Origin of the sequence: Cupriavidus sp. SK-4 (genome assembly GCF_000611125.1) — a bacterium.
GTDB classification, from domain to species: domain Bacteria; phylum Pseudomonadota; class Gammaproteobacteria; order Burkholderiales; family Burkholderiaceae; genus Cupriavidus; species Cupriavidus necator.
In genome coordinates, this window is the sequence record NZ_JFJW01000069.1 from 45,149 (window position 1) to 60,404 (window position 15,256).

At 69.7% G+C, this 15,256-nt stretch carries 10 protein-coding genes; 1 reads left to right on the plus strand and 9 read right to left on the minus strand.

Annotated elements, in window-relative coordinates; genetic code table 11:
• Window position 1: 1 nt before the first annotated feature.
• Window positions 2-3,115 carry an efflux RND transporter permease subunit gene (locus CF68_RS15190; protein ID WP_035820122.1) on the plus strand — a complete coding sequence of 1,038 codons (3,114 nt, stop codon included), beginning with the start codon at window positions 2-4 and terminating at the stop codon, window positions 3,113-3,115.
• A 13-nt stretch (window positions 3,116-3,128) separates the two neighbouring features.
• On the opposite strand, the gene CF68_RS15195 is transcribed toward CF68_RS15190, so the two are convergent.
• The 9 genes from CF68_RS15195 to CF68_RS15235 all read right to left on the minus strand — a co-directional run bounded on the left by CF68_RS15195 (window position 3,129) and on the right by CF68_RS15235 (window position 15,216).
• Window positions 3,129-4,148 carry a nitronate monooxygenase family protein gene (locus CF68_RS15195; RefSeq protein WP_035820124.1) on the minus strand — a complete coding sequence of 340 codons (1,020 nt, stop codon included), beginning with the start codon at window positions 4,146-4,148 and terminating at the stop codon, window positions 3,129-3,131.
• Between the two features lie 14 nt (window positions 4,149-4,162).
• Window positions 4,163-5,155: an acyl-CoA dehydrogenase family protein gene (locus CF68_RS15200; protein WP_035820126.1), complete on the minus strand. Its 993-nt coding sequence runs from the start codon at window positions 5,153-5,155 to the stop codon at window positions 4,163-4,165.
• A 26-nt stretch (window positions 5,156-5,181) separates the two neighbouring features.
• Entirely contained in the window at window positions 5,182-6,348 is a 1,167-nt protein-coding gene (locus CF68_RS15205) for an acyl-CoA dehydrogenase family protein (protein ID WP_035820128.1), read from the minus strand.
• A gap of 32 nt (window positions 6,349-6,380) precedes the next feature.
• Complete coding sequence (locus tag CF68_RS15210; RefSeq protein WP_035820130.1) at window positions 6,381-7,934, minus strand: acyl-CoA synthetase; 1,554 nt, start codon at window positions 7,932-7,934, stop codon at window positions 6,381-6,383.
• Between the two features lie 22 nt (window positions 7,935-7,956).
• The gene (locus CF68_RS15215; RefSeq protein WP_035820131.1) at window positions 7,957-8,886 is read right to left on the minus strand and encodes an SDR family oxidoreductase; all 930 of its coding nucleotides are present in this window, start codon (window positions 8,884-8,886) and stop codon (window positions 7,957-7,959) included.
• A 38-nt stretch (window positions 8,887-8,924) separates the two neighbouring features.
• Complete coding sequence (locus CF68_RS15220) at window positions 8,925-9,905, minus strand: tripartite tricarboxylate transporter substrate binding protein (RefSeq protein ID WP_035820265.1); 981 nt, start codon at window positions 9,903-9,905, stop codon at window positions 8,925-8,927.
• A 78-nt stretch (window positions 9,906-9,983) separates the two neighbouring features.
• On the minus strand, window positions 9,984-11,171 hold the full coding sequence (locus tag CF68_RS15225; protein ID WP_035820132.1) for a lipid-transfer protein: 1,188 nt from the start codon (window positions 11,169-11,171) through the stop codon (window positions 9,984-9,986).
• A 34-nt stretch (window positions 11,172-11,205) separates the two neighbouring features.
• Window positions 11,206-12,345 (minus strand): acyl-CoA dehydrogenase family protein, encoded by a 1,140-nt coding sequence (locus tag CF68_RS15230; protein WP_035820134.1) that lies wholly within the window; start codon window positions 12,343-12,345, stop codon window positions 11,206-11,208.
• Between the two features lie 111 nt (window positions 12,346-12,456).
• The gene (locus CF68_RS15235) at window positions 12,457-15,216 is read right to left on the minus strand and encodes a LuxR C-terminal-related transcriptional regulator (RefSeq protein WP_035820136.1); all 2,760 of its coding nucleotides are present in this window, start codon (window positions 15,214-15,216) and stop codon (window positions 12,457-12,459) included.
• Window positions 15,217-15,256: the final 40 nt, after the last annotated feature.

Consider the following 15,256-nt stretch of genomic DNA (forward strand, 5'->3'; position numbering starts at 1 on the left):
GATGGATCATTCCCGCTTCAACCTGTCGCGCTGGGCGCTCGAGCACCAGCCGCTGACCCGCTACCTGCTGGTGGTGCTGCTGCTTGGCGGCATGCTGGCGTTCTTCCAGCTGGGCCAGGACGAGGATCCGCCCTTCACCTTCCGCGTGATGGTGGTGCAGGCCTTCTGGCCCGGCGCCACCGCCGAGCAGATCGCCGTCCAGGTGACGGACAAGATCGAGCGCCAGCTGCAGGAAGTGCCCTATGCGGACAAGATCCGCAGCTTCTCCAAGCCGGGCGAGACCACGGTGATCTTCCAGCTCAAGGACACATCGCCGGCGAAGGAGACCGCGCAGGTCTGGTACACCGTGCGCAAGAAGATCGGCGATATCCAGCAGACGCTGCCCGCGGGCGTGCGCGGGCCGTTCTTCAATGATGAGTTTGGCGACGTGTACGGCACCATCTACGCGCTCTCGGCCGACGGCTTCAACTACAAGGAGCTGCGCGAGTACGCCGACCTGGTGCGCCAGGAACTGCTGCGCGTGCCGTCGGTGGCCAAGGTGTCGCTGATCGGCCTGCAGGACGAGAAGGTCTTCATCGAGTTCAACCAGGCGCGCTTTGCCCAGCTGGGGCTGGATATCAATGCCATCGCCGACCAGATCTCGCAGCAGAACAACCTGACCGGCAGCGGCGTGCTGGTCACCCCGTCCGACAACCTGCAGGTGCGCCTGTCGGGCCAGTTCGCCAGCGTGGAAGACCTGGAGAACCTGGTGCTGCGCGGGCCCAACGGCATCGCCAACATCCGCCTGGGCGACATCGCGCACGTCTACCGCGGCTATGTCGACCCGACCCAGACGCGCATGCGCTTCAACGGCAAGGACGTGATCGGGCTGGGCATTTCGATGCAGAAGGGCGGCGACATCATCGAGCTGGGCAAGAACCTGCGCACGGCCTTTGACCAGTTGCGCGGCCAGCTGCCGGTGGGCATCGAGATGGACCAGGTGCAGGACCAGCCGCAAGCCGTCAAGCGCTCGGTCGGCGAGTTCGTGCGCGTGCTGATCGAGGCGGTGGTGATCGTGCTGGCGGTCAGCTTCATCGCGCTGGGTCTGCATACGCGGCCGTTGCGGCTGGATGTGCGTCCCGGGCTGGTGGTGGCGCTGACGATCCCGCTGGTGCTGGCCGTGACCTTCCTGTTCATGCATATCTTCGGCATTGGCCTGCACAAGATCTCGCTGGGGGCGCTGATCGTGGCGCTGGGGCTGCTGGTGGATGACGCCATCATTGCGGTCGAGATGATGGTGCGCAAGCTGGAAGAGGGCTTCTCCAAGATGGAGGCGGCCACCTTCGCCTATACCTCCACCGCGATGCCGATGCTGACCGGCACGCTGATCACCGCGGCCGGCTTCCTGCCGGTGGGCCTGGCGCGCTCGACGGTGGGCGAATATACCTTCGCGATCTTTGCGGTGACGGCGCTGGCACTGGTGCTGTCGTGGCTGGCGGCGGTCTATTTCACGCCCTACCTGGGCTACCTGCTGCTCAAGACCCGCGGCCCGGGTGCGGGCGAGGCCCACGAGGTCTTCGACACGCCGTTCTATGCGCGCTTCCGCCGGCTGGTGGACTGGTGCGTGAGCTGGCGCAAGGTGGTGATCGCGATCACGCTGGTGGCCTTTGCGCTGGGCATCTACGCCTTCAAGTTTGTCGAGAAGCAGTTCTTCCCGGATTCCAGCCGTCCAGAGCTGATGGTGGAGCTGTGGATGCCCGAGGGCACCAGCTTTGCCCAGATGGAAACCGAGGCCAAGCGCTTTGAGCAGCTGGTCGGCAAGGACAAGGAAGTTGAGAGCCTGACCACCTTCGTCGGCACCGGCGCGCCGCGCTTCTACCTGCCGCTGGACCAGATCTTCCCGCAGACCAATGTGGCGCAGGTGATCGTGATGCCGGTCAGCACCGAGGTGCGCGACGCGCTGCGCCGCCGCATCATCAAGCTGATGGATGCCGAGTTCCCGTACCTGCGGGGCCGCGTCAAGCTGCTGCCCAACGGGCCGCCGGTGGCCTATCCGGTGCAGTTCCGCGTGATCGGGCCGGACGCCGCCGGGGTGCGCCAGCTGGCTGACCAGATCAAGGCCGAGATGCGCGCCAACCCCAACACCGTCGGGGTCAACGACAACTGGAATGAGAACGTCAAGATGCTGCGCCTGGAGATCGACCAGGACAAGGCGCGCGCACTGGGCGTGACCACCAATGCCATTGCCCGCGTCACGCAGACCGTGCTGAGCGGCGTGCCGGTGGGCCAGTACCGCGACGGCGACAAGCTGATCGACATCCTGATGCGCACCCCGCGCAATGAGCGCGATGCGATCTCGGACCTGAACAACATGCTGGTGCCGACCAACACCGGGCGCATGGTGCCGCTGACGCAGGTGGCGCGCGTGACGCTGCGCTCTGAGCCGGGCGTGGTGTGGCGCGAGAACCGCGACTTCGGCGTGACCGTGCAGTCCGATGTGGTCGACGGCATCCAGGGCCCGACGGTGACCGCGCAGATCAACCCGAAACTCGACAAGCTGCGCGCGCAGCTGCCGCCGGGCTACCGCATCACCGTGGCCGGCGCGGAAGAAGAGAGCGGCAAGGCCGGCGCCTCCATCGCGGCGCAGCTGCCGCTGTGCATCTTCATCATCTTCACGCTGCTGATGCTGCAGCTGCACAGCTTCTCGCGCGCGACCATGGTGTTCCTGACCGGCCCGCTGGGCCTGATCGGCGCCGCCGCCACGCTGTTGCTGCTGCGCGCGCCGATGGGGTTTGTGGCGCAGCTGGGCATCACCGCGCTGCTGGGCATGATCATCCGCAACTCGGTGATCCTGGTCGACCAGATCGAGCAGGACGTCAGCGCCGGTGTGCCGCAGTGGACCGCCATCGTCGAAGCCGCGGTGCGCCGCTTCCGGCCGATCATCCTGACCGCCGCCGCGGCGGTGCTGGCGATGATCCCGCTGTCGCGCTCGATGTTCTGGGGGCCGATGGCGGTGGCGATCATGGGCGGGCTGATCATTGCTACCGTGCTGACGCTGCTGTTCCTGCCGGCGCTGTACGCGGCGTGGTTCCGCGTCAAGCGGCCGGAGGGCGGGGTGTCGGCGCTGGCAAGCTGAAGCGCCGCGCGGTTCACGCTGCGCGGCTGTTTGCGGAGAGGGCTCGCTCAAAGGTTTGTGTAAAGGCGGAGGCTGCCCGCGACGCCTCCGCCATCAGCCCGGCCACGATCTGCGCGGCCGGCTCGATGGCGTCGCAGAAGCCGCCGGCCGGTCCCAGCGAGACGATGCCGGCATCGACCTCGCCATCGGCATAGACACGCTGGCGCGTGCGCGACGACAGGATCAGGTCGCCGAACTCCGTATGGCTGCGCGCCCCGGCAGCCTCCAGGCGCTGCACTTCGCGCGCGGTTTCGTTGGCCAGCACCCGCCAGGTGTCGCCCAGCGAGCCGAGGATGGCGGTGGAGCAGTGCTGGTCGGAGTCGACGATGCGCTGCTTGAGCGCCGCATGCGCGCGGATCTCGGCCGCGACCATGAAGCGGCTGCCCATCACCACGCCGTCTGCCCCCATGGCCAGCGCGGCCGCGATCTGGCGGCCATTGCCGATGCCGCCGCCCAGCAGCAGCGGCACGCTTAGCTGCGGCAGCGCAAAGGCGCCGTTGACGAAGGTGGGCAGCTGGTTCGCGCCCGGATGCCCGCCTTCTTCCATGCCGACCAGCGTCACCGCATCCACGCCCATGCGTTCGGCGCTCAGCGCGTGGCGCACGCTGGGACATTTGTGGATCACGATGCCGCCGCCCTGGTGGATCGGATCGACCAGGCCCTCGGGCGGGCCGCCGGCGGTCTCGAAGCAGCGCACGCCTTCGGTGAGCGCCACATCGATCCACGCCTGGACGTTGCGGTTCTGCTCCGGCCGGCGCGCCAGCGTCAGGTTGACCCCGAATGGCTGGCCGCCGGCCAGGTCGCGGCAGCGGCGCAGGTCGTCGCGCAGCGCGGCCAGCGAGTCGAACGAGCGCGCGGTGATGAACCCCATCGCGCCGGCATTGACCATGGCCGCGACCATGCGCGATTCCCCCAGGTGATGCATGCCGCCCAGCAGGATCGGGTGGCGGATCGACAGCAGCTCGGTGATGCGGGTACGGAACGTGGCTTGCATGGGGAGGCAGGGGGTCAGGCCGCGAGCGTCTCGCGCACGAAGTCGGTAATGGTTGCCTGCGGCTGCGCCAGCAGGGCCTGGCCGGCGAGGCGGTTCCAGTACGCCTCGGAGCCATCCGCCATGCGCCACTCGTGCAGGCGCCGGGTGTAGAGCTGCAGGTCGTATTCCTCGGTCACGCCGATGGCGCCGTGCAGGGCGTGCGCGCTGGCGGCGACCAGTGGCACCGCCATGCTGGTGCGGGCCTTGGCGATTGCCACCGGCATGCGGGCGGGAAAGGGGCCGTCGCCGGCAAAGGCGAGCTCCGCAGCGATCCCCGCCGCCGCCACATGCTGCGCCATCACGCTGAGCTGGTGCTGCACGGCCTGGAACTTGCCGATCGACTTGCCGAACTGGGAGCGGTCGTTGCAGTACTGCAGCGTCATGTCGAAGACGCGTCCCATCGCGCCCGCCATCGCGGCCGCGTGGATGGAGGCGCTGAAGTCGCGCACGCGCTCGCCATGGTCGCCGACCGGCCCCGGCAGGTCCCGCGCGGCCCATGTCAGCGTGGCCGCCAGGCTGCCGTGCACGCCGGACGGCTGGCGCGATGCCTGCGACGCATCGAGCAGCAGCATGCCGCCTTCCACGTTGGCCAGCACCCAGTCCGCGATCGCGCCATAGGGCAGCAGCGGTGCGGTGATGGTGCCGTCGGCGCCACGCGCGCACTGGCCGGCCAGCGTGATCATGCCTGCCGGCGCCGCCTTGCCCGTGGGCGCCAGCAGCGCGCGGGCAGCGATGGCCTGCGCCGCCGGCAGCGGCAGCGCGTGGCTGCCGAAGAGGGTGAAGACCGGTCCGACCGCCTGCAGCGGCAGGGCCGCGCCGCCCGCGGATTCCGGCGCCATCAGCTCCAGGAAGCCGGCATCGGCCAGAGCCGCCCACAGCGGCGCGGGTGTCGCACCGCCCTCGATGGCGCGCAGCGCGGCGTGGGTGGCTTGGTCGCGCAGGATGTCTTCGATGGCTTCGGTAAACATGTCGTCCCTCTGGAAGTCTGGTTGGCTCAGCGCAGGCCGAGGCCGCGGGCGATCATGCCGCGCAGCACTTCGCGGGTGCCGCCGCGCAGCGAGAAGGTGGGTGAGATCTGGCTCAGGAAAGCCACCGTGCGGTACAGCTCCGGGTCCGGCGCGGCGCCGGGGTCGGCGCTGGTCACGGCTTCGAGCAGGGCGGGGATGGACTGCTCGAATTCCGTGCCCAGGTCCTTGACCAGCGCCGCTTCCACCACCGGGCTTTCGCCGCGCGCCAGCCGCGCGGTCACGGCCACCGACAGGCTGCGCAGCGTGGCCAGCTGGGTCACGAAGCTGCCGAGCAGTGCGGCATTGGCGGCATCGGCGTCCGAGGGCTCGCCGGCGCGCAGCGCCTGCACCCAGCGGTCCACCAGCACGATGCTGGAATAGAGCCGCTCCGGGCCGCTGCGCTCGAACGCCAGTTCCGCCGTGACCTGCTCCCAGCCGCCGCCTTCCGCGCCGACCAGCGCGTCACCGGGCAGGAACACGTCGTCGAAGGTGACCTCGGAGAAATGCGCGTCGCCGGTCAGGTCGACGATCGGGCGCACCGTGACGCCGGGCGCGGCCAGGTCGATGATGAACTGCGACAGCCCCTTCTGGCGGTCTTCCGGCACCCCCGACGAGCGCACCAGCGCAATCATGTAGTGGCAATGGTGCGCGTTGGTGGTCCAGATCTTGCGCCCGCTCAGGCGCCAGCCGCCATCGCAACGCGTGGCGCGGGTGCGCACGCTGGCCAGGTCCGAGCCGGAGTCGGGCTCGCTCATGCCGATGCAGAAGAAGGCGCTGCCATTGCAGATGCGCGGCAGGTAGAAGTCCTTCTGCGCCGGCGTGCCGTACTTCAGGATCAGCGGGCCGCTCTGGCGGTCGGCGACCCAGTGCGCGGCCACCGGGGCGCCAACGGCCAGCAGCTCTTCCACCAGCACGAAGCGGTGGAACGCATCCATGCCGGCGCCGCCATAGCTGGCCGGCAGCGTCACGCCAACCCAGCCGCGTTGCGCCAGCCGGCGGCTGAAACCGGCATCGAAACCCATCCACGAGCGCGCGCGGATATCGGCGCTGGCGGCTGGCAGGTGCTCGGCCAGGAAGCGCCTGACTTCGGCGCGCAAGGCTTCCGCCGCGGGCGGCAGCGCGGTCAGGCGGAAGGCGTCCAGCAATTGGCTCACGTCGTACTCCTAGGTGGCGGCAGCCGCCACGGTCATTGGGCTTTCCAGTAACGGTCGCGCAGGGCCTGCTTGTACAGCTTGCCGGTGGGCAGCCGCGGCATGGCGTCGGTGAAGTCGATCGAGCGCGGCACCATGTAGCGCGCCACCTTGCCGCGCAGGTATTCGAGCAGGGCCTCGGCCAGCTCGGGGGACGGCGCGATGCCCGCGGCCGGTTCGACGATGGCCTTGACCTCTTCGCCCATCTCCGCGTTGGGCACGCCGATCACGGCGGCGTCGCCGACGCTGGGATGGACCACCAGCGCGTCCTCGATCGCCTGCGGGTAGATGTTGACGCCGCCGGAGATGATCATGAACGCCTTGCGGTCGGTCAGGTACAGGTAGCCGTCTTCATCCATCCGGCCGATGTCGCCCACCGAGGTCCAGGTGGGGTGGCGCGGGTGCTGCGCGGCGCGGGTCTTCTCCGGATCGTTGTGGTAGTGGAACGGCAGGACTTCGCGCTCGAAGTACACCAGCCCGCTTTCGCCGCAGGGCAGTTCGTTGCCGTCCTCGTCGCAGATATGCAACACGCCCACCAGCGCCTTGCCGACCGAGCCCGGGTGCGCCAGCCATTCCGCCGTGTTCAGCGTGGCCACGCCGTTGCCTTCGGTGGCGGCGTAGTACTCGTGCACGATCGGTCCCCACCAGGCGATCATCTCGCGCTTGATTTCCTGCGGGCAGGGCGCGGCCGCGTGGATCGCCACGCGGTGGCTGGACAGGTCGAAGGCCTCGCGCTGCGCCGGCTCCAGCTTGAGCATGCGGATGAACATGGTCGGCACCCACTGGCTGTGGGTGACGCGGTAGCGCTCGAGCATGCGCAGCGCCTCGACCGCGTCGAACTTCTCCATGAAGACCACGGTGCCGCCGCCGAACTGGGTCTCCAGCCCGTAGCCGAGCGGTGCGGTGTGGTACAGCGGCGCGGGCGACAGGTAGATGGTATCGGCATCGAAGCCATAGCGAACGAACTGGGCCCGGCGCGGCGAGCCCGAGCCTTCGGTCACATGGCCCTGCGGCTGCGCGCGCACGATGCCCTTGGGCCGGCCGGTGGTGCCGGAGCTGTAGATCATGGTCGCGCCCATCCATTCTTCGGCCAGGCGCCCGGCCGGGTGCGCGGCGATGGCGGCTTCGTAGCTGTCCCAGCCGGGAATGGTGCCGTCCACCATCAGCCGGCTGCGGCAGGTCGGCATCAGGTCAGTCAGCTGGGCGGCCAGCTCGCGCATCGCGTAGGAGGTCACCACCACCTGCGCCTGGCTGTCCTCGATCAGGTAGCCGGCCTCGGGCGCGGTCAGGAAGCGGTTGACGGGGGTGATCAGCAGCCCGGAACGCAGCGCTGCCCAGCACAGCTCGAAGCAGCGCATATTGTTTTCGAGCACCATCGCGATATGGTCGCCGCGGCGCAGGCCAAGCGCGTACAGGTACTGGGCAAAGCGGTTCGAGCGCTGGTCCAGCTCGCCGTAGCTCAGGACCTCGCCGGTGGTGCCGTTGATGGCGGCAGGCTTCTCGGGGTTCAGGGCGGCGTGATCGCCCAGGTACTTGGGGGTCGGGTTCATGGTGCGGTGCTCAGTGCGGTGATCAGGCGGCGGGGATCTCGCCCGAGGTGTCGGCATTGGCCGCGGCCTGGCGGACCAGCGCGGGAATCAGCTGGCCAAGCTCGGCGGCGTCCCAGCGGCCTGACTTCTCGATGCGCGGGCCGGCGTGCCAGCCTTCGGCCACCGTGATGCGCCCGCCGCGCACGCCGAACACGCGCCCGGTGACGTCGCCGGACTCGACGCTGCCCAGCCACGCCACCAGCGGCGCCACGTTGCCGGCATCGAGCGGATCGAAGCCCGGCGCGGCGCCGGCGGTGAACTCGGCGCGGCGCCTGGCGAAGATGTCTTCGGTCAGCCGGCTCATCGCGGTCGGGTAGATCGCGTTGACGGTGACGCCGTAGCGATCGAGCTCGCGCGCGGCGATCACCGACATCGCGGCGATGCCGGCCTTGGCCGCGCCGTAGTTGGACTGGCCGGCGTTGCAGTACAGGCCAGACGACGAGCTGGTGTTGATCAGGCGCGCGGCGCGCTGGCGCCCCGCCTTCGATTCCTCGCGCCAGTAGGCGGCTGCGTGCCGCGACGGCGCAAAGGTGCCGCGCATATGCACGCGGATCACTGAATCCCAGTCTTCCTCGGTCATGTTGACCAGGGTGCGGTCGCGCAGGATGCCGGCATTGTTGACCAGTACGTCGAGGCCGCCGAAGGTGTCGATGGCGGCGCGAATCATGCGCTCGGCGCCGGCCCAGTCGGCCACGTCGTCGAAGCTGGCGATGGCCTCGCCGCCGGCGGCGCGGATCTCGGCCACCACTTCCTGGGCCGGGCCGCTGGCGGCGCCGCCGCCTTCGCCGCGCCCGCCGAGATCGTTGACGACCACTTTCGCGCCCTGGCGGGCGAACTCCAGCGCATATTCGCGCCCGATGCCGCGGCCGGCGCCGGTGATGACGACCACGCGATCCTTGCAAAGCTGTGACATGGTGAATCCTGTTCTCTGGGTTGTGCAGGGCGGCGCCTTCAGCGCGCGCTGACGTCGTACTTCTTGACCAGTTCCCCGTAGCGCACCCGCTCCGAGGCGATCATGGCGCGCATCTGCCTGCCCGGCTCGGCCAGCACTTCGGCATAGGCCGTGCGCGCGGCGAAATTGCGGAACTCCGGCGTGCCCAGCGCCTTCAGCAGCGACGCCTCGAGCTTCTGCGCGATCGGCTCGGGCGTCTTGCTGCTGACGCCAAAGCCGATCCACACCGACAGCTCATAGTTGGCCACGCCGCTTTCACGCACGGTCGGCACGTCGGGCAGTTCGGGATGGCGCGCGCGGGTGGTCACGGCCAGCGGGCGCAGCTTGCCGGCGCGCAGCAGCGGCAGGGCGCCGCCGACATCCAGCAGGGCCAGGTCCACCGCGCCGCCCATCAGGTCGGTCTGCACCTGCGCCGCGCCCTTGTAGGGAATGTGGTTCAGGTCGATGCCCGCCATCTGCTGCAGCTGCAGCCCGCCCAGGCGATAGTGGTAGCTGTAGTTGGCCAGGCTGACCGTATGCGGCTTCCTGCGCGCGGCGGCGAGGACGTCGGCAAAGCTCTTGTAGGGCGAATTGGCGCCCGTGACCAGCACCGCCGAAGCGCGGATCGCGGCAGCCAGCGGGCGGATGTCGCGCGGGTCGTAGGGCAGCTTGTCGTTGACCAGCGGGTTGATGACCATGGCGCTGGGCGAGATCATCAGGATGCTGTAGCCGTCGGCCGGGGCGTTGAGCAGGCTCTGCACTGCGATGATGGTGTCGGCGCCGGGGCGGTTCTCGACCACGGCCGGCTGGCCCAGGTCCTTGCCCACCAGATCGGCGACGAAGCGGGTGACGGTGTCCGAGCCGCTGCCCTGCGTCAGGGGCACGATAAAGCGCAGCGGACGCGAGGGGAAGCTGTCGGCGGCGCTTGCCGGCAGTGCCGGCAGCAGCATCGCGCAGGCCAGGCCAAGGCCCAGCAGGCGGGAAAGCGTGGAACGTTTCATGGCGGTCTCCTTGCGGGGCACTGCCGGCAGCACGATGCTGCCGGCGCGCCACGTCATTGCTTTGGTGCGGTCCGGGGCTCAGTACTTGCCATACAGCGTCACCACGCAGGCGCCGCCGAGGCCGAGGTTGTGCTGCAGTGCCAGCTTTGCGCCTGCCACCTGCCGATGCTCGGCGGTGCCACGCAGCTGGTGCGTCAGTTCGTAGCACTGGGCCAGGCCGGTGGCGCCCAGCGGGTGCCCCTTGGACAGCAGGCCGCCCGACGGGTTGACCACCACCTTGCCGCCGTAGGTGTTGTCGCCGTCCATGACGAACTTCTCGGCGCCGCCTTCGGGGCAGAAGCCCAGGGCTTCGTACGAGATCACCTCGTTGTGCGCGAAGCAGTCGTGCAGCTCGCACACGTCGACGTCCTCGGGGCCGATGCCGGCGTGCTCGTAGACCTTGTTGGCCGCCGCGCGCGTCATGTGGGTGCCGACGTAGTTCAGCATGGACGGCGGGTCGAACGAGGCGGGCGGATCGGTGGTGAGCGCCTGCGCCACGATCTGCACGCCGGTGCGCAGGCCGTGCTGGCGGGCAAAGCGCTCGGACACCAGGATCGCCGCTGCGCCGCCGCAGGTCGGGGGGCAGGCCATCAGGCGCGTCATCACGCCCGGCAGCAGTTCCACGTCGTTCATCACGTCTTCGGTGGTGACGACCTTGCGGAACAGCGCCAGCGGGTTGTTGGCGGCATGGCGGCTGGCCTTGGCGCGCACCGCGGCAAAGGTTTCCATGCGGGTGCCGTAGCGCTGCATATGCTCGCGGCCGGCGCCGCCGAAGGTGCGCAGGGCCTGCGGCAGGTGCGCCATGTCGGCGGTCAGCCCGTGCATGATCGGCTGGAAGCGGGCGCGGGTGACGGGGCGGTCATCCCAGTGCGACTTCAGCGCGCCGGCCTGCATCTGCTCGAAGCCCAGCGCCAGCACGCAGTCGGCATCGCCGCTCTCGATCGCCTTGCGCGCCAGGTAGAGCGCGGTCGAGCCGGTCGAGCAGTTGTTGTTGACGTTGATGATGGGGATGCCGGTCATGCCGACTTCATACAGCGCGGTCTGGCCGCAGGTGGAGTCGCCGTAGACATAGCCGGCAAAGGCCTGCTGCACCTGCTCGTAGCCGATGCCGGCGTCCGCCAGTGCGCGGCGCGTGGCCTCGGCGCCCATTTCGGTGTAGCTCAGGCTTGCGCCGGGCTTGGCGAAGGGGATCATGCCGACGCCGGCAACCAGGACTTTCTCGCTCATGATGGATTCCTGAAGGAGGTTTCGAAAAAGGGGCTCAGAGCTTGCGCGCGATCAGGTCGCGCAGCACTTCGCTGGTGCCGCCGAAGATGCGGGTCACGCGCATGTCGACAAAGGCGCGCGCGATCGGGTACTCGAGCATGTAGCCGTAGCCGCCGTGCAGCTGCACCATGTCGTCGATGCACTTCCACAGGGTCTCGGTGGCGTACAGCTTGGCGATGGCCGCCTCCTGCAGCGACAGCTTCTGCACCATGTGCTTGCCGATGTAGTAGTCGACCATGGTGCGCACCGCCACGGCCTGGGCCTTGACGTCGGCCAGCTTGAACTTGGTGTTCTGGAAGTCCCACACGGTCTGGTTGAAGGCGCGGCGGTCCTTCACGTACTGCAGCGTCAGCTCAAGCTGGCGCTCCAGCTTGGCGGCGCAGTAGACGGCGATGATCAGGCGTTCCTGCGGCAGTTCTTCCATCAGGTGGATAAAGCCGCCGTTCTCGTTGCCGATCAGGTTGGTGACCGGCACGCGCACGTTGTCGAAGAACAGCTCGGCGGTGTCGGCGGCATGCTGGCCGACCTTCTCCAGCTTGCGCCCGCGGCGGAAGCCCGCGCGCTCGGCCTCGACCATGATCAGGCTCACGCCCTTGGCGCCCGCCGCCGGATCGGTCTTGCAGACCACCACGATCATGTCGGCGTTCAGGCCGTTGGAGATGAAGGTCTTGCTGCCGTTGATGACGAACTCGTCGCCGTCGCGCACGGCGCTGGTACGGATCGACTTCAGGTCGGAGCCGCTGCCGGGCTCGGTCATGGCGATGGCCAGGATCTTCTCGCCGCGGCAGATCGCGGGCAGCCACTTGCGCTTCTGTTCCTCGGTGCCCAGGCGCACGATGTAGGGCGCGGTGATGTCCGAATGCACCGAGAAGCTCGGGCCGGAGATGCCGGAACGGTGGTATTCCTCGGCCAGCACGGCGGAGTGGCCGAAATCGCCGCCGCCGCCGCCGTATTCCTCGGGCACGGTGACGCACAGCAGGCCTTCGCGGCCGGCCTTGAGCCAGGTCTCGCGGTCGACGCAGCCGGCCTGGTCCCAGGCGGCCTGGCGCGGCAGGCATTCGCGCTCGAAGAAGCGGCGCGCGGTTTCCCTGAACATCTCGTGGTCTTCGCGATAGACGTTGCGGATGATTTCCATCGATGGCTCCCGGTCTGACTGGTGGACGGCAGCGGTGTCGCTGCCTCGTTGGAACCAGTGTGGCCGGGGGCGGGTGGGAAGTCCCTACACCGGTGGTGTAGGTGGGGTAGATCAGGGGGTGGGCAGGGCACCGGCGTCGCGCAGCCGGGCCACGGCTTCGTCACGTCCGGTGACTTCCAGCTTGGCGTAGACATTGCGCAGGTGCCACTTGACCGTGTCGAGCGACACGTTGAGGATGCGCGCGATCTTCTTGTTCGGCATGGCCTGCGCCAGCAGGCCCAGCACCTCCTGCTCGCGCTCGCTGAGGGTGGCCAGGCGCGCGAGTTGGGCGGCCGGCGAGGGAGCGGGACTGGCGGACGCGCCCGTACCGGCGGCGTCGGCCAGGCGCTGCGCGTAGAACGCCAGCACCGGGTCCAGGCTGTCATCGCCGGCCAGCGCCGCCAGCATGGCCGGCACCTGCGGCGAGGCGTCGAGCAGGCTGCGCACCAGCCCGTGGCGGTGGCCGATGCGCAGCGCGTCGACCAGCTGCCGGCGCGCGGCGGCGGGATCGCGGCGGCCCTGGTGGGCCAGCGCCATCAGCACGCGCAAGGTGGCCACGCGGGACCAGCGCCCGCCGGCCTCGGACAGCGCGGCCAGCGGCTCCCGGCGCGCCAGCGCGCCGTCGAAATCGTTGTGGTGCAGGCACATGCCGATGCGGGCCAGGTCGGCGTGGACCCGCACTTCCCAGGCGGTGCTGCGCACCGCGCCGGCATGCCGGGCTGCCAGCGTTTCCAGCCGCAGCAGGGCGTCGTCGGCGGCGTCGACATGGCCGTCGTCCAGCAGCCGGCGCGAGCGCAGCGACAGGGCCCCGGCCACCAGGCGGTCGACCCGGTGGCGCTGCCCGTAGCGCTCCAGCCGGTCCAGGCACGCCAGCGCACCGGCGTGGTCGCCGGCGTGCCAGCGGCTGCAGGACAGCGCCAGCAGCGCGCGCAGCACGGTGTCTGGGATCGAGATGCGCACCAGCACATCGATGCGGGCATCGAGCAGGCTGGCGGCAGCCTCGACATCGTTGAGTTCGTACAGGGTCTCGCCCAGCAGCGCGGCCGCCATGCAGGCCACGCCGGCGCAGGCGGCGCCGCGCTGCTCGGCGTCGGCCAGCACGTCATGCAGGACGCGTTCGGCCACCAGCACCTGGCCCTCGACCGCGTGCGTCATGCCGCCCATGCAGCGGCCCAGCAGCGTGCCGCGCGGCGCGCCGTCGCAGGGTGCGCCATCCTCGATCACGCGCCGCGCCTGGTCGTATTCGCCGCGGTAGATATGCATCCACGACAGGATGTTGCCGCGCCCGGTCAGGGTGAAGTCGTCAGCGCCGGCGGGCACGCGCTGCAGCGTCGGCAGCAGGTTGGCGACGGCATCGGAGTCATCGCGCAGCAGCGCCATGCTGCCTTGCAATATCGCCAGCGCATAGTGCTCGCGCGGGCCCAGGCGCCCGGCCTGGGCCCGCATCCGCTGCAGGCTGTCCTGAAGCCCCTCGGCATCGCCGGCATACATCTGCAGGTGAGCCTGGACCAGCAGCAGGCCGAAGCGGGCCCGGATCTGCTCGGCCGGCAGTTGCCGCACCAGCGCGGCCAGCTGGCTGAGTTCGCCGCGCGCGAGCAGGCCGTGCGCGCGGCCGTGCACCATGTCGGCGGCGGCCGCGCTGTCGCCGGCCAGCACCGCATGGCGCACGGCCTCGTCGACGTCGCCATGCGTGTTGAACCACTGCCAGGCCGCTGCGTGCATCGCGGCCTGCGTGCCGTGCGGCAGCCCGCCCAGGCGTCCAAGCAGCACCTCGCGCAACAGCGGGTGCAGGCGGTACCAGGCTTCGCCATCGCTGTCGTTGCCGATCTGCGCGATGAAAAGGTCGTCGCGCGCCAGGTGCGCGAGCCGCGCGGTGATCTCGGCGGCGGCTTCGGGCCGGCCCAGCAGGGTGGCGCACAGCGCGCCGCAAAAGCGGTGGCACAGCGCCATGCGGGTGAGCAGGCCGAGGTCGTCCGGCGTCAGCCGCACCAGCACCTCGCGCTCGAAATAGCTGGCAAAGGTCTGTGCGTCGCGCACCTGGACCGGGTTGTACGATCCGCCGCGCTTGCCCTTCAGGTCGATGGCAAAGAGCTGCAGGCCGGCGGCCCAGCCGTCGGTGAGTTCATGCAGCCGGCCGGCATCGCGGGCGTCGACGTGGCCCAGTTGTTCCTGCAGGAAGCGGGCGGATTCCTGTGCCGAGAAGCGCAGGTCGGCCAGCCCGAATGACGACAGCAGCCCCTGCGTGCGCAGCCGCGCCAGCGACAGCGGCGGCGCGGTGCGCGAGGCCAGCACCACGTGCAGTTGCGGTGGCGCGTAGTCGAGCAGCCAGCGCAGCGCCAGCACCACGCCGGGGTCGTCCAGGTGATGGACGTCGTCGAGCATCAGCACCAGCTCGCGCCGGCGTGCGCCGATGGCCCGCACCAGCGTGATCACCCAGTGCTCGACCGCGGACTGGTGGCCGTCGCGGCCCATCAGCACCCAGGCATCGCGCACGATGGCCGGATCCACGGTGGCCAGGCTGGCGACCACGCCGTTGAAGAAGGCCGCGACGCTGTTGTCTTCCGGGGCGAGCGACAGCCAGGCGACGTCGAAGTCCAGCGTCAGCAGGGCCTGGCGCCACGCCGCCAGCGTGCTGGTCTTGGCGCAGCCGGCCGGTCCCTGGATCACCACGCAGCGCTGGCGCCGCGCCTCGGCCAGGCGCGCCAGCAGCGTGTCGCGCGGCATCAGCGGGCGGGCGCCGCGGGGCGGCACCAGCTTGGTCGGCGTGACCGCAAAGGCAGGTGTGGCGGACTGGCGGGCGGATTCTGCTGGCGCGGCTCCGGCCGGGGACATGCTGGGCTCCTCTTGTCCGTGCGGCGCGGGCCGGCGGACC

Coding starts and splice junctions, on each gene's coding strand:
- CF68_RS15195 (WP_035820124.1), bottom strand. CDS start 4,148: ATGCAAGCCACGTTCCGTACCCGCATCACCGAGCTGCTGTCGATCCGC.
- CF68_RS15215 (WP_035820131.1), bottom strand. CDS start 8,886: ATGTCACAGCTTTGCAAGGATCGCGTGGTCGTCATCACCGGCGCCGGC.
- CF68_RS15220 (WP_035820265.1), bottom strand. CDS start 9,905: ATGAAACGTTCCACGCTTTCCCGCCTGCTGGGCCTTGGCCTGGCCTGC.
- CF68_RS15225 (WP_035820132.1), bottom strand. CDS start 11,171: ATGAGCGAGAAAGTCCTGGTTGCCGGCGTCGGCATGATCCCCTTCGCC.
- CF68_RS15200 (WP_035820126.1), bottom strand. CDS start 5,155: ATGTTTACCGAAGCCATCGAAGACATCCTGCGCGACCAAGCCACCCAC.
- CF68_RS15210 (WP_035820130.1), bottom strand. CDS start 7,934: ATGAACCCGACCCCCAAGTACCTGGGCGATCACGCCGCCCTGAACCCC.
- CF68_RS15235 (WP_035820136.1), bottom strand. CDS start 15,216: ATGTCCCCGGCCGGAGCCGCGCCAGCAGAATCCGCCCGCCAGTCCGCC.
- CF68_RS15190 (WP_035820122.1), top strand. CDS start 2: ATGGATCATTCCCGCTTCAACCTGTCGCGCTGGGCGCTCGAGCACCAG.
- CF68_RS15230 (WP_035820134.1), bottom strand. CDS start 12,345: ATGGAAATCATCCGCAACGTCTATCGCGAAGACCACGAGATGTTCAGG.